The sequence below is a fragment of the Pseudoxanthomonas sp. SL93 genome, from assembly GCF_026625825.1.
Taxonomy (GTDB): domain Bacteria; phylum Pseudomonadota; class Gammaproteobacteria; order Xanthomonadales; family Xanthomonadaceae; genus Pseudoxanthomonas_A.
Genome location: NZ_CP113065.1, coordinates 2649936 through 2663480 on the forward strand (window position 1 = coordinate 2649936; position 13545 = coordinate 2663480).

At 67.6% G+C, this 13545-nt stretch carries 14 protein-coding genes; 4 read left to right on the forward strand and 10 right to left on the reverse strand.

Translation table 11 applies throughout. The features are described from left to right. Positions 1-24: 24 nt before the first annotated feature. Positions 25-621, reverse strand: a complete 597-nt coding sequence (locus OVA13_RS12550) for a lysophospholipid acyltransferase family protein (protein ID WP_324288210.1) — start codon at positions 619-621, stop codon at positions 25-27. Between the two features lie 4 nt (positions 622-625). Further along, entirely contained in the window at positions 626-1060 is a 435-nt protein-coding gene (gene arfB / locus OVA13_RS12555; protein WP_267790808.1) for an alternative ribosome rescue aminoacyl-tRNA hydrolase ArfB, read from the reverse strand. 125 nt (positions 1061-1185) lie between these two features. On the opposite strand from arfB, the gene OVA13_RS12560 reads away from it, so the two are divergent. Next, complete coding sequence (locus tag OVA13_RS12560; RefSeq protein WP_267790809.1) at positions 1186-1746, forward strand: DUF2059 domain-containing protein; 561 nt, start codon at positions 1186-1188, stop codon at positions 1744-1746. Positions 1747-1861: 115 nt separating this feature from the next. Here the strand turns inward: OVA13_RS12560 and ung are convergent, their stop codons facing one another. From ung to rhlB, 5 genes are all read right to left on the reverse strand, one after another. Beyond that, a complete protein-coding gene (ung, locus tag OVA13_RS12565; protein WP_267790810.1) occupies positions 1862-2569 on the reverse strand; it encodes a uracil-DNA glycosylase in 708 nt (235 codons plus the stop codon). A 16-nt stretch (positions 2570-2585) separates the two neighbouring features. Then, a complete protein-coding gene (locus OVA13_RS12570; RefSeq protein ID WP_267790811.1) occupies positions 2586-3425 on the reverse strand; it encodes a response regulator in 840 nt (279 codons plus the stop codon). Positions 3426-3439: 14 nt separating this feature from the next. After that, positions 3440-4384 (reverse strand): permease-like cell division protein FtsX, encoded by a 945-nt coding sequence (gene ftsX / locus OVA13_RS12575; protein WP_267790812.1) that lies wholly within the window; start codon positions 4382-4384, stop codon positions 3440-3442. Then, a complete protein-coding gene (gene ftsE / locus OVA13_RS12580; RefSeq protein WP_267790813.1) occupies positions 4381-5070 on the reverse strand; it encodes a cell division ATP-binding protein FtsE in 690 nt (229 codons plus the stop codon). The genes ftsX and ftsE overlap by 4 nt, the downstream gene beginning before the upstream one ends. Before the next feature lie 103 nt (positions 5071-5173). Beyond that, entirely contained in the window at positions 5174-6868 is a 1695-nt protein-coding gene (gene rhlB, locus OVA13_RS12585) for an ATP-dependent RNA helicase RhlB (protein ID WP_267790814.1), read from the reverse strand. A gap of 227 nt (positions 6869-7095) precedes the next feature. On the opposite strand from rhlB, the gene trxA reads away from it, so the two are divergent. Together trxA and rho are read left to right on the forward strand one after the other, a co-directional pair. Next, positions 7096-7437, forward strand: coding sequence for a thioredoxin TrxA (trxA, locus tag OVA13_RS12590; RefSeq protein ID WP_324288211.1), 342 nt, complete (start codon positions 7096-7098; stop codon positions 7435-7437). 201 nt (positions 7438-7638) lie between these two features. Further along, complete coding sequence (gene rho / locus OVA13_RS12595) at positions 7639-9369, forward strand: transcription termination factor Rho (RefSeq protein ID WP_267790815.1); 1731 nt, start codon at positions 7639-7641, stop codon at positions 9367-9369. 45 nt (positions 9370-9414) lie between these two features. On the opposite strand, the gene OVA13_RS12600 is transcribed toward rho, so the two are convergent. Both OVA13_RS12600 and OVA13_RS12605 read right to left on the reverse strand, forming a co-directional pair. After that, on the reverse strand, positions 9415-9825 hold the full coding sequence (locus OVA13_RS12600) for a hypothetical protein (RefSeq protein ID WP_267790816.1): 411 nt from the start codon (positions 9823-9825) through the stop codon (positions 9415-9417). Between the two features lie 31 nt (positions 9826-9856). Continuing rightward, the gene (locus OVA13_RS12605; RefSeq protein WP_267790817.1) at positions 9857-11383 is read right to left on the reverse strand and encodes a winged helix-turn-helix domain-containing protein; all 1527 of its coding nucleotides are present in this window, start codon (positions 11381-11383) and stop codon (positions 9857-9859) included. Between the two features lie 208 nt (positions 11384-11591). On the opposite strand from OVA13_RS12605, the gene OVA13_RS12610 reads away from it, so the two are divergent. Beyond that, entirely contained in the window at positions 11592-12434 is an 843-nt protein-coding gene (locus tag OVA13_RS12610) for a DUF2306 domain-containing protein (RefSeq protein ID WP_267790818.1), read from the forward strand. 151 nt (positions 12435-12585) lie between these two features. Here OVA13_RS12610 and OVA13_RS12615 read toward each other — a convergent pair whose 3' ends face one another. Continuing rightward, on the reverse strand, positions 12586-13431 hold the full coding sequence (locus OVA13_RS12615; RefSeq protein ID WP_267790819.1) for an energy transducer TonB: 846 nt from the start codon (positions 13429-13431) through the stop codon (positions 12586-12588). Positions 13432-13545 lie beyond the last annotated feature (114 nt).

Here is a 13545-nt window from a genome sequence, read left to right on the forward strand (position 1 = left end):
TTGATCCGCAACGGCGCCGAAGCCTCACACCGTCCCGCGATTCTTGCCCTGCCACGGCCGGTACCATTCACGGATCGCCGCCATGTCGGCTTCGGCATCGCCGGTGGGATAGAACACGTCGCCGATGCCCACGGTCTTTTCCGGGTAATGGAAATACGCCATCAGGATGGGCACCTGGGCCTGGTAGGCGATCTTCAGGAAGCCCCCCTTCCACCGGTCAACGCGCTTGCGCGTCCCTTCAGGCGTCAGCGCGAACCACAGCTTGTCCGCCTCGCGGATCATCCGCACCGCCTGCTCCACCGTGCCCTGTGGCGAACTGCGGTCCACCGGCACCACGCCCAGCCGGCGCAGCAGCGGACCCAGCGGCCACCAGAACAGCTGGGCCTTGCCCAGCACGCGCACCTGGAAACCCATGGCGATCTTCGCCGCCATGCCCCAGATGCCGTCCCAGTTGGACGAATGCGGCGCCACGATCAGCACCAGCTTGGGAATGTCCGGCAGCGTGCCGGTCATCTTCCAGCCGAAGGTGCGCAGGAACGTGCGCCCCAGCCAGCGGGTGAACCGGTTCGGCGGCACCTGCGGCATGTTGGGCGGAATGCGCGGAATGATGTCGTCGCTCAAACAATTACTCCCAATGGCTTTTCTGCGAACGCGCGCGCTTGATCTGGCCGCGCTCGCGCTTGGCGTCCATGCGCCGCGCCTTCGCCGCGCGCGAGGGCTTGGTGGCCACGCGCTTCTTCGGCACCACCAGCGCGGCGGCGATGATCGCGGCCAAGCGCTCGCGGGCGTCCTGGCGGTTGCGGTCCTGGGTGCGGAAACGCTGCGCGTCGATCACCAGCACGCCTTCGTCGGTGAGGCGGCGGTCACGCTTGGCCAACAGCCGCTCGCGCAAGGGTTCCGGCAACGACGGCGAACCTGCCACGTCGAAGCGCAGTTCCACCGCGGTGGACACCTTGTTGACGTTCTGGCCGCCAGCGCCGCTGGCGCGCACGAAGCGTTCGACGAGTTCGTCGTCCGGAATCACCAGCGTGGGCGTGATGTCGAGTGAGCCGCTCCCCATGCGCGGATTGTAGACAGGATGGATGAAGGTTCGTAGCGCGAACGCGTACTTTCGCCGTCGGTTAACAACAGATTTACCTCGGGACGGGCACCATGCCGACCCGTTCCACGTCTCGGCCTGCCTGCATGAAGCCTTCTCCCCTGGACGCGACCCGTGCCGCCTGCCGCCTGTGCCTGCTGCTGGTGCTGGCCTTGGTGGCGCTTCCGTTGATGGCGGCCGAGCCCACCGATGCGGACATCGACCGGCTGCTGAAGGCCTCCCGCGCCGAAAGCCTGCTGGCCGCGATCCTGCCGCAGATGGAGGCCGTGCAGCAGCAGGAGTTCGACAAGCACTTCGCCGGCAAGGAGATGACGGAGGAACAGAAGGCCGAGGTGGCACGGATCCAGGCCAAGACCAACGAGATCGTGCGGAAGGCGCTGTCGTGGGAGCAGATGCGCCCGGTCTACCTGGAGGTCTACAAGAAGACCTACACCCGCGACGACGTGCGCGCGATCACGAAGTTCTACGAAAGCCCTGCGGGCAAACGCATGCTCGACAAGAACCCCGCGCTGATGCAGAACATCATGAGCGCCGTGCAGCAGAAGATGGTGCCGATGCTGGAAGAGCTGCAGGGCGAGATCAAGAACATTCCGGTCACGCCGCCACCGCCGGTGTCGCCACCGCAGAAGCGCCGTCGTACGCGCTGACCCCTGCAAGCGGGTTTTGTCGGGTGTGGGAGCGACGTCAGTCGCGATGAAGCGTTACCGTTAGATCGTCGCGACTGACGTCGCTCCCACAACGCACAACCGCACACCGCTTGCTTCAGATCGCCAACTGTTCCCGTGGCGGCAAGCGCCAGTCGATCGGCGCCTGGCCACGTTGCGCCAGGTACTGGTTGGTGGCGGAGAAATGCCCGCACCCCAGGAAGCCGCGATGCGCGGACAGCGGCGAGGGATGCGGTGCGCGCAGCACGCGATGGCGGCGCGTATCGATGACCTTGCCCTTGGCCTGCGCATAGCTGCCCCATAGCAGGAACACCAGCCCTTCGCGTTCGCGCGCGAGCGTTTCGATGGCGTGGTCGGTGAAGCCTTCCCAGCCCTTGCCCTGGTGTGCGCCCGCGCGCCCCTCCTCCACGGTCAGCACCGCGTTGAGCAGCAGCACGCCCTGCCGCGCCCAGGGCAGCAGGCAGCCGTGGTCCGGCGGCGGGATGCCCAGGTCGACGTTGATTTCCTTGTAGATGTTCTGCAGTGACGGCGGCACCGGCACGCCGGGCAGCACGGAAAAGCACAAGCCATGGGCCTGCCCTGGACCGTGGTACGGATCCTGGCCCAGGATGACCACCTTCACCGCCTCGAACGGCGTCGCATCGAAGGCGGAAAAGATCTGCGGCCCCGGCGGATAGATGCGCGCGCCAGCGGCCTTGCGCTGGCGCAGGAACGCCGACAGCTCGCGCATGTCGGGCCGTTGCAGCCAGTCGCCGATCCGTGCCTTCCACGAAGGCTCCAGCTTGATCCGCTCGTCGTCGGTCATGTGGGTGAACGTTGCCTCAGACCAGGCTGCGCGACTCGTCCATGCGCGCCAGCCGCAACTGGAACAGCACCTTGGTCACCAGCAGGCGTTCCTCGATCGGCTTGAGCACCAGATCGTTGGCGCCGGCCTGCAGCAGTTCCGCCTGGTTGTCGCGGTTGCTGTCGCCGGTCATCACCAGGATGGGCAGGCGACGCTTGCCGTAGGCGAAGTCCACGCGGATGCGCTGCACCACATCGCGACCGCTCAGTTCACCCTTCAGGGTGACGTCGGTCAGCACGATGTCGAACGAATGCGTGGACGCGCCCAGCGATTCGGCGGTGAGCAGGGCGAAGGCATCCTCCGCCTTCAGCACGTGCACCACCTTCAGCGACTGCCGTTCCAGCATGCGGCGGGTGGTTTCGGCGACCACGCGGCTGTCTTCCACGTACAGCACCGTGGCGCCGACCATCGGCTCGGGCTGCACGTAGCCGCGGATGAAGGCGGCCAGGGCCTCGTGGCCGAGCGACTTGTCGAAGTAGTCGGTGACGAATTCGGTGAAGCGGCGTTCTTCCAGGTGCTGCTGCGCATCACCGGACACCACGATCACCGGCACGTAGGCCTGGCCGGAGGCCTGGCGGACGCTGCGGGCGATTTCCAGGCCATCCCCGTCGGGCAGCGCCAGCGCGGTGGTGACCAGGTGGACTTCACCGGCTTCCAGCGCCGCGCGCGCTTCGGCAATGCTCGAGCAGCCGATCACCTGCACGCCCGGCAGCTCGTGCTGCAGCACGTCGGCAATCAGCTTGCGCACCAGCTTGGACCCGTCCACCACCATGACGCGGGGCGTGTCGCTGATCAGATGCCGGAGCTCTTGGGCCATGAAGGTGAGGTATCTCAGGTTTCAGTCGGGCGAGTCTGACGCAAGAAGTGCCCGGTCACCAGCCACGCACCCAACCAGCCGATGGCCGTAGCCGCCAGCACGACCACCGCGGCGCCCTGCGCATCCAGACCCGCCAGCGCGAACGGACTGCCGTAGCTCTTCGCCAGGGCGGCCAGCGGGTCACGCAGCGCGGTCGCCGCCAGCGTCAGCAGGCCCAGCGCGAGTGCGCCGGCCGCCAGCCCATACCAGGCGCCCAGATAGACGAAGGGGCGGCGGATGAACCCGTCGCTCGCGCCGAGCAGCTGCAACACCCCGATTTCCTCGCGCCGCGACTGGATGTCCAGCCGCACGGTATTGCCCACCACCAGCAGGGCGCCCAGGCCGAACAGCGCGGCCAGCACCCACACCAGGCGTTCGCCGAAGCCCATCCAGCCCGCCAGGCGCTCGCGCCAGGCGGCATCGTGCTGCAGCAGGTCGGTTTCCGGCAGCGCCTGAAGCGCGGCCACCAGCCGCGTGTCGTCGCCCTGCGGCACCAGGATCAGCAGGCTGGGCAGCGGATTGGCATCAAGCGCGTCCAGGGTGGCAACCAGGCCGCTGCGCTCGCGGAATTCGGCCAACCCCTGCTCGGGCGTGCGCAGTTCCACGCTGGCCACGTCGGAGCGGCCGCGGAATTCGTCGGCCAGCCCCTGCGCGCGCGCCAGCGGCGTTTCCGGTTTCAGGAACAGGTCGATCTCGCGCGACTGCTGCACGTCGCCGGCGAAGTGCTCGACGTTCTGCAGCGTCAGCCACAGCCCCAGCGGCAGCACGAAGGCCACCGCCATCACGCCGATGGTCAGCAGCGTGGCCCACGGGCGGCGCAGCACGCGGCCCAGGCTGGAGACGAAACTGTAGAGATGCTGGTCCAGCCAGATGCCGAACCCGGAACGCGGGCGCGTCCTGACGTTGTCCTGCTCGCTCATTCGGCCAGGTCCGCGGGTGAAATGTCGTCGACCAGCTTGCCGTGGTCCAGGATCAGCACGCGCTTCTTCATCCGCTTGAGCAGCGACAGGTCGTGGCTGACGACCAGCACGCTGGTGCCGCGCTCGGGCATGGAGGCGAACAGCGACATGATCTCCGCCGCCAGCGTCGGGTCGAGGTTGCCGGTGGGTTCGTCGGCCACCAGCAGGCGCGGCTCGGCGACGATGGCGCGGGCGATGCCCACGCGCTGCTGCTCGCCGGCGGACAGCTGGGTCGGCAACGCCTTCTCGCGGTGGCCCAGGCCCAACCGGGCCAGCACCTCGCGCACGCGCTTGCCGATGTCGCCCCGGCGGTCACCGCGCAGGATGAGCGGCAGCGAGACGTTTTCCATCACCGTGCGGTCGGTGAGCAGGCGATGGTCCTGGTAGACGGCACCCACTTCGCGGCGATGCAGGGGAATTCGCCCGCCGCGCACCTTCAGCAGGTTGCGCCCACCAAACACCACCGCGCCCCGGCTGGGGCGCTCGCTCAGGTGGATCAGTTTCAGCAGCGTGCTCTTGCCGGCGCCGGAGTGGCCGGTCACGAACAACATCTCGCCTTCGGCGACATCGAAGCTGACGTCCTCCAGCGCCGCGTGGCCGCCGGGGTATTGCTTGCTGACGTTTTCAAACCGAAGGACGCTGCTCATGGGCGTCGATTATGCCGGAGGCGCGCACGCGGTTGCGACGTGGCGCCACAAACGGAAAGAGCCGGGCAAGCCCGGCTCTTGGATGCACCCGCCGGCGGGCCGATCAGGAACCGGAAACCAGCGACTTCAGCTTGCGGCCCAGCCGGGTCAGGAACGACGAATTGTCCTGCACGGCCGCTGCCTGCACGGGCTTGCTGGCCGTTGCGGCCGGCGTGGCCACCGCGCCTTCGGCGCCTTCCAGCGGACGGCCATGACGACGGCGGCGACGCTTGCGCGCCGGACGCTCGCCTTCCGGCACGGTCGATGCCGCCACGGCCGGCGCAGCAGCGGCTGCGACCGATGCAACGGCCGGCGCAGGCGCGGCGGCCGGATCACGCGGCGGACGCGGCGTGCGCGGCTTGCCGTCGCCCGAACGCGGGCCTTCACGGCGACTGCCTTCGCGACGACCGCCTTCACGGCCACCCTCGCGACGACCACCCGCGGCCGGCTTGCGGCCACCGCCGCGACGCTCCTCGTCGGCGGCCTTCTGCTCGCGCGCTTCGCGGAAGATCTGGCCGATGCTTTCTTCTTCGTCGCCGTCGGCCACGCCACCCTCGGGGATCGCACGCGGTGCACGCGGCAACGAGGTCAGCAGTTCGGACGTCACCGGTTCAACCGGGATCTTCTGTTCGATGTAGGCCTCGATGTCCGGCAGGCTCATCGCATAGCGCTCGCAGGCGAAGCTGATGGCATCGCCCTCGGCACCCAGGCGCGCGGTGCGCCCGATGCGGTGCACGTAATCCTCGGCATCGAACGGCAGGTCGAAGTTGTAAACGTGCGACACGCCGTCGATGTGCAGGCCGCGCGCGGCCACGTCGGTGGCCACCAGCAGTTCCAGCTGTCCGGCCTGGAAGCGCTTGAGCAGGCTTTCGCGCTTCTTCTGCGGCACGTCGCCGGACAGCACGCCGACGCGGTAGCCGCCGCGCTCCAGCGCGCGCGCCACGCGTTCCACGAACACCTTGGTGTTGACGAACACCATGGTGCGGGCGCCCTCGCTGCGCGACAGCAGGCCCAGCAGCAGCGGGATCTTCTCTTCGTCGGCCGGGAAGTAGATGCGCTGGCGCACCTTCGCGGCCGTGATGAACTCGGTTTCCACGACGAGCTTTTCCGGCTCGTTCATGTGCTCGTAGGCCAGTTCCAGCACGCGATGGCTCAGCGTGGCGCTGAACAGCAGCGTCTGCCGCTCGGTGCGGATCGGCATGCGGCGCAGCAGGAAGCGGATGTCCTTGATGAAGCCCAGGTCGAACATGCGGTCGGCTTCGTCCAGCACGCACATCTCGCACGCGTGCAGGCTGACCACCTTGTGCTGCTTGACGTAGTCGATCAGGCGGCCGGGGGTGGCGATGATGACGTCCACGCCCTGCTGCAGGATCTCGCGCTGCTTGTCGTAGTCCACGCCGCCGTAGACCAGCGCGAAGCGCAGGCCCAGGTCGGCGCCGAACTTCACCGCGTCCTTGTGGATCTGGATGGCCAGCTCGCGGGTGGGCGCCAGGATCAGCGCGCGCGGATCCTCCGGCTTGCGATCCGCCAGGGCCGGGTTGTTCAGCAGCCGGTTCATCACCGCCACCAGGAACGCCAGCGTCTTGCCGGTACCGGTCTGCGCCTGGCCTGCGACGTCGCGGCCCGCCAGGGCCACCGGCAGGGTGAGCGCCTGAATGGGGGTGCAGCGGGAGAACCCTGCGCTCTCAAGCCCGGCCAACAGCGCCGGATGCAGGTCGAACGAGGAGAAAGTAATGTCGGTTAACGGTTTGTCGCTCATGCCTTCTTCTTTTTGCGTCGCTGTGTTCCGCGCGCGTATCAATAAGTGCGGTTGGGTGTGCTTGCATCGGCCTGACCGGCGTCGCACACTGCGCCCCCTGTGCCGGGTTGCGCGACCACCTGGGTAACCTTGAAAAGGCCGCGGAACGCCCCAGTTTACCCCAATAGAGGTGGCCGTCCCGGCCCGAACCCGTCCGCGCCCGCCCGCGGACCCCGCAGGAGACCCCAGTGAGCGATAAAGTGACCCACGTCGGCGATGCCGATTTCGATGCCGCCGTGCTGCAGTCCGACGAGCCTGTCCTGGTCGATTTCTGGGCTGAATGGTGCGGCCCGTGCAAGATGATCTCGCCCGTGCTGGACGAGCTGGCCGAAGCCTACGACGGCAAGCTGAAGGTGAAGAAGGTCAACGTGGACGAGAACCGCGCCACCGCGATCAAGTACCACGTCCGCTCCATCCCCATGCTGCTGCTGTTCAAGGACGGCCAGGTGCATGCCACCCAGATCGGTGCCGTGGGCAAGGGCCAGCTGACCCAGATGATCGACAAGGCCCTGGGTACCCAGGCCGCCTGAGTCGTCGCTTCGGCCCGCCCACCGCCGGCTGAATCCGCTTGAACCACCCGCTGCGGCCAGGCTTGCCGCCGCCGCAGCCCGGTGTTAGTGTCCAACCATCCGGCGCAGGGGTACGCGCCGCACCCATCTGAACACACACCACTCTTTTACCGTCCGCCGCTGCGTACCGCCGGCGCTCGCCACCTAGCGAGGAATCGCAACTTGTCCGACAGCAGCAACGAAACCGGCGCCCCCGCCGAAAAGCGCGTGCGCAAGCCCCGCGCCCCGAAGGCCCCCGCCGCCGAATCCACCGCCCACGAGGCGCCCGCCGCACCGGTCGAGCGCGCACCCGTCGAACGTGCCCATGTCGAGCGCGCTCCCGCGGAACGCGCCCCGGCCCCCATGCAGCAGCAGGCCCCGCAGGCGCCCGAGCGCGCGCCGCAGGCGTCTTCCGGCCCGTCGGGTGATGGTGCCGGCGAATTCCAGGGCGGTCAGGGCGGCGAAGGCGACTCGCGCGAAAACCGCTTCAACAACAGCAACAACCCCAACAACAACAACCGCCGCGACCGCTTCCGCAACCGCCGCGAGCGCAACCGCGAGCGTTACGGCAACGACGGCATGCCCGCCGACAACGGCGCCAACGAGCCGTTCGTGCCGCGCCAGATGCCCGGCGTGCCGGAAGGCTTCCCGCAATACTCGCTAAGCGACCTGAAGCGCATGCCTGCGCCCAAGCTGCTGGAAATCGCCGAGCAGCTGAACATCCAGGAAGGCGTGGCCCGTGCCCGCAAGCAGGACGTCATCTTCGCCCTGCTGAAGGTGCTGACCCGCCACGGTGAGGGCGTCGCCGCCGACGGCGTGCTGGAAATCCTGCCGGACGGCTTCGGCTTCCTGCGCGCGGCCGAAGCCAGCTACCTGGCCGGCCCGGACGACGTCTACATCAGCCCCAGCCAGATCCGCCGCTTCAACCTGCGCACCGGCGACCACCTGGGTGGCCGCATCCGCTTCCCGAAGGACGGCGAGCGCTACTTCGCGCTGTCGACCATCGACACGATCAATGGCGAGCCGCTGGAAGCCAGCAAGAACAAAGTGCTGTTCGAGAACCTGACGCCCCTGTTCCCGCGCCGCCGCTTCACGCTGGAGCGCGGCAACGGTTCGTCGGAAGACATCGCCGGCCGCATCCTCGACCTGATGGCGCCGCAGGGCAAGGGCCAGCGTGCCCTGATCGTCTCGCCGCCGAAGGCGGGCAAGACGATCATGATGCAGCAGATCGCCACCGCCATCACGACCAACCACCCGGACGTGCACCTGATCGTGCTGCTGGTGGACGAGCGTCCGGAAGAAGTGACCGAAATGCAGCGTACCGTGCGCGGCGAAGTGGTCAGCTCGACGTTCGACGAGCCCGCCGCCCGCCACGTGCAGGTCGCCGAAATGGTGATCGAGCGCGCCAAGCGCCTGGTCGAGCACAAGAAGGACGTGGTGATCATGCTGGACTCGATCACCCGCCTGGCCCGCGCCTACAACAACGTCGTGCCCAGCTCAGGCAAGGTGCTGACCGGCGGCGTGGACGCCAACGCCCTGCACCGCCCGAAGCGTTTCTTCGGCGCGGCGCGTAATGTCGAAGAGGGCGGTTCGCTGACCATCATCGCCACTGCGCTGGTCGAGACGGGCAGCAAGATGGACGAGGTGATCTACGAAGAGTTCAAGGGCACCGGCAACAGCGAAGTGCACCTGAACCGCCGCATCACCGAGAAGCGCGTCTACCCGGCCATCGACATCAACCGTTCCGGCACCCGTCGCGAAGACCTGCTGATCGAACCGGAGCTGCTGCAGAAGATCTGGATCCTGCGCAAGCTGCTGCACCCGATGGACGAGATCGCAGCGATGGAATTCCTGCTGGACAAGATGAAGAACACCAAGTCCAACGACGAGTTCTTCAGTTCGATGAAGCGCTGAGCAGCGCGCGATCGACGAAACGCCCCGCGATGCGGGGCGTTTTCGTTAGCGGCACTGGAAATCGTCGGCACCGACCGGCACGCAACCATCACCCCAGCGGCCTGTCTGCCGCCAGTACGCCACCACGCCCGCCTGGACCAGCAGGGCCTTGAACTCCGGATGGGCGCGCACGCCGGAGTAGGGTGAATTCCAGAAGACGACGTACGGCTGTTGCGCCATGCTGCCGGCCTCGAAACCCTCCCACTGCTCCAGGTCTTTTCGCATCGCGGCCACCGTCAGGCCGGCATCGCCAAGGGCATCGGCGACATTTGCCATCACATGCCGCGCACGCGGCCCGCCGGCGTAGGCGTCGTCCGCCAGCGCCTTGCGCACCAGCGCCAGCATTGCGTGGCGATCGTCCAGCACCACGCCGAGATCGCGGAAGAACGGCGTGTCGAATGCCGCATCCCGGCGCAACCGCGCATGCAGGTCGCGCAGCGCCGCGGGGTCACCCGGGCCGCCGGCCCGCCAGCTGGCGGCAGAACGCGAGGTAGTCGGGCGATTGCTGGTTGCCGTCGAGTGTCCGTCCTCGCCGGTATTCAGCCTCTGCCTCCGGGAAACGGCGCGCCGCGGTGTAATCGAACTGCAGGTCCCGCGACAGGTACAACGCCATCGGCTCGATCGCGCGCACCTGTTCGACCAGCCTGATCGTGTCGTCCAGGTGGCCCATCGCATAGATCATGTAGGCGTAATCCCAGACGCGCTCCTGAGTCGGCGGACCGGCATCGGCGACCTGTTTCGCCAGTGCGATGGCCTCCGCGCGCCGGCCTTCACGCCACAGCGCGTTGGCGCGATCACGCCGTGCCACCCAGCTGTCCGGCGCGATGCGGCCGATGTGGGCACGCACCTGCCGGGCTTCCAGCCGCAGCTGCCCCGCCTGCGGTCCGTCCGCCTCCTGAGCCATCGCGTTCAACGAGCGGGCCAGCGCATCCCAGCAGAGCACGCACCTCGGATCCAGCGCCACCATCTCGCGTGCGAGCCGCAGGCGCTCCCGGTCGTGTTCGGCATCCAGCTGCCCGCGCATCATGATGCTGCGCCAGCGCAGGAAGCGCTCGTAGGCCTCAACGTCGGTGGTACCCCCCTGCTCGCGATTGAACTTGGCCACGTCCAGTTTCACGCTCAATGCGAGCGCCACATCGCGCGAGATGTCTTCCTGCACGGCGAACACGTCGCGCAGTTCGCGCGCATAGGTCTTCGACCAGAGGTGGGATCCGTCTTCGGCACGGACCAGCTGCGCGGTGACGCGCAGCGCACTGCCCTCGCGGCGCACGCTGCCTTCGAGCAGATAGGCCACGCCGAGGGCGCGGCCGATGGCGCGCAGATCCTCGTTGCTCCCCTTGAACGCGCTGCTCGACGTGCGCCCGACCACCCGCAACGGAGACGCCTGCGCCAACTGGTTGCGGATCTCCTCGGCCAGTCCATCGGCAAGGTAGTCCTGGTCGCGTGCCTGTGAAAGATCGGCGAAGGGCAGCACCGCGAGCGAGGGCCGCCCCTGCGCTGCAATGGCTTCGCCAGCAGCTCCGCGAACGGCGTCCCGCTGCATCCAGATCAGCGCGGCCACGGTCAGCAGCAGCACGCACGCTGACACGATGATCCAGGGTTTCCGCCCACGGGGACCGCCCTCTATTTTCCCCGGCACGGCCATGACGCCGGTGGCGGCGGGCAGGTCGAAGCGATAACCGATGCCGTACACGGTGTGCAGCAGGCGGGGGTGCTGTGCATCCTCTGCCAGCGCCTGGCGCAGCAGGCTCATGATCCGGTTCAGCACGCTCTGGGTGACATGCCGATGCCCCCACACTGCATCCAGCAGTTCGTCGCGGGTGAACACCCGGCCGGGTGACCCCGCCAGCAGCGCGAGCACGGCAAACGCCTTGGGTTCCAGAGGCTGCTCGCTGCCCGCACGCACCAGCCGCCGACCGACGAAGTCGATCACCACGTCATCGAACGCCAGGCGGCTCGGATCAGGTTGCGGCATACGGTCCCCCGGCGGAGCCTCCCACACCCGATCCAGTATAGGTGCCGACCCGCCGCGGCCATCGCCCCCTGCTCCTGCGTTTTTCCTCACCGCGCCCTGCGACTGCCCTAACGACATGCCGAGGCCGCGACGGGAGGCTGTTGACGCCGGGAGCGACCCCGGGGCAACCAGAGAGGGACACGCCGTGAACGAGCCAGGCACACTGCCCATGGACCGGCCCGCACCGCCGCCGGCACCCGTCGCGGAACTATGGCTGCGCAGGCTCGCGCACTTCGTCCGTTATGCCGCCCTGGCCGGCCTCCTGGCCTTCGGCGCCTACATTGCGCTCCGGGCCACCGGGGCGACGTTCAAGAACTTCGAACAATGGCGCGCACTGGTGGGAGGCCTGCCGATGACGGCGTCGGACTGGGTCGCCAACCTCGGCATCGGCCTGCACTTCGTCATGGGCACGGTGCTGGTGCTGGCCTGGCCGATTCTGTTGTCGGCACGGATCCGTGCCCGCCACAGGGCCGTGCATCGCTGGACAGGGCGTGTGTACGTAAGCGCGGGCTTCCTGGCGGGCGTCGGCGGCATGTCGTTCATCCTGACGCACGGCGCCTACACCCCGGCAGCCTCCCTCGCGTTCGGTATCTGGGGCGCCGTGCTGATGTTGAGCGCGGCCATGGCGTACCTGCACGCGCGAGCGAAGCGGTTCGACCTGCACCGCGCCTGGGCGATCCGCCTGTTCGCGATGGTGCTCGGCTCCTGGGTATTCGACCTGGAGTTCCGCGCCTGGAAGGACCTGACCGGCGGCATCGGCATCGGCGCGGGCACCACCAGCGGCCTGTTCGACTACGCGATCCTGTACCTGTTCTTCGTCCCCAACCTGCTGGTCGCCGAGTTCTTCATCCGCAACCAGCACAAGCGCATCGTGCTACCCCGCCACCTGGCATGGCCGGCCGTGGGGGGGTTCGCGGCGGTCGCCCTGGTTTTCGCCTACGCGATCATCATGGTCAGCGCCACGCCAAGCGGGAAATACGGGAAACACCTGTTGCAGCTGCTGGCGGGCTGACGGGGACCGGCCTGCGTCGTGCGCAATGCATGGCGCATCAAGACCCACCGTCCCCTCACCCTGCAGAGCCAAGGGCGAGCCCGAACCGATGCCACCGCGGCGACGAGAAGTCCCGTATCCCGGTCCCCTTCCTCGGCGCCAGCCTTCAGCCCTAGATTGAAAGCGGGGTCAGCAGGCGAAGCCCGCTTTTCGACAGCATGTCAGTCGATCCTTCCGCCAAGGCTTCCGGAGAAATACGCAGCAGGTCCGAATCCACCCAGGGCACTGACTGGCGCGGCCCCGGAATGTAGGCCCGCCATTGCCCGTACTTGGGTTCGTCATGTCCCATGTAGAAATCGATGGGCGTACGGACGGACCAGTAGTCCAGTGACGCTTCGTCCCCTTGGGTCGGCGGCGTGAACGTCCAGCGGCGCGCCGCCGACAATGACGCGTCGGCGAACATCCGCCGCACGCGATCCATCACCCCCTCGCTGGCCACCGCGCGCAGATTCACCTGCTCGACGACGGCATCCTGCACCTTGCCATCCCGGCCTACCCGCAGCACCAGATAGACCGAGCCGCCCACGCCGGAGCGCGCTGCATTAACGGGATAGCGGGGCGGTGCCATTGTCTGGCTCACCAGCTCGTAGCCTTCCTTGGTGCTCAACGGACTGAAACTCACTGACTGCAGGCGTATCTGGTAACCACCTTCTTCCTGCGGCCTGGCGACCACGAGGATGCGCATCCTGTTGCGCACCACGACAGGCTGGCCGTTGAGTTTCTGTGGCTCGAACGCCCACGTGTCGATGCTGTTGTCGACGAAGGCGACCACGCCAGGAGGCAATTCCTCTGGATCCTTGAGTGTGTACGCGTCCACTCGGCCGTTGTGATCGACGGTGATCTCGCCCTTGATCAACATGCTGAGCTCCGCCTGCTTTCGCACCGCACCTGCACCCTGCGCGAACACGGGCAACACACACGCCAGCCACAGCCATCCTATCCATGCGAAACGATGCATTTCCGTTCTCCCTTGTCGGACTCGAAGGGGGGCGAATCCCTCTGTCGACACCCCCTCACCGCGGCAGATTAGCCGATTCCGGAAACCGCCGCCGCTCGGCACGCCGCTACCAGA

Coding starts and splice junctions, on each gene's coding strand:
- ftsX (WP_267790812.1), bottom strand. CDS start 4,384: ATGAGCGAGCAGGACAACGTCAGGACGCGCCCGCGTTCCGGGTTCGGC.
- OVA13_RS12560 (WP_267790809.1), top strand. CDS start 1,186: ATGAAGCCTTCTCCCCTGGACGCGACCCGTGCCGCCTGCCGCCTGTGC.
- OVA13_RS12605 (WP_267790817.1), bottom strand. CDS start 11,383: ATGCCGCAACCTGATCCGAGCCGCCTGGCGTTCGATGACGTGGTGATC.
- rhlB (WP_267790814.1), bottom strand. CDS start 6,868: ATGAGCGACAAACCGTTAACCGACATTACTTTCTCCTCGTTCGACCTG.
- arfB (WP_267790808.1), bottom strand. CDS start 1,060: ATGGGGAGCGGCTCACTCGACATCACGCCCACGCTGGTGATTCCGGAC.
- OVA13_RS12610 (WP_267790818.1), top strand. CDS start 11,592: ATGGACCGGCCCGCACCGCCGCCGGCACCCGTCGCGGAACTATGGCTG.
- ung (WP_267790810.1), bottom strand. CDS start 2,569: ATGACCGACGACGAGCGGATCAAGCTGGAGCCTTCGTGGAAGGCACGG.
- OVA13_RS12615 (WP_267790819.1), bottom strand. CDS start 13,431: ATGCATCGTTTCGCATGGATAGGATGGCTGTGGCTGGCGTGTGTGTTG.
- ftsE (WP_267790813.1), bottom strand. CDS start 5,070: ATGAGCAGCGTCCTTCGGTTTGAAAACGTCAGCAAGCAATACCCCGGC.
- OVA13_RS12570 (WP_267790811.1), bottom strand. CDS start 3,425: ATGGCCCAAGAGCTCCGGCATCTGATCAGCGACACGCCCCGCGTCATG.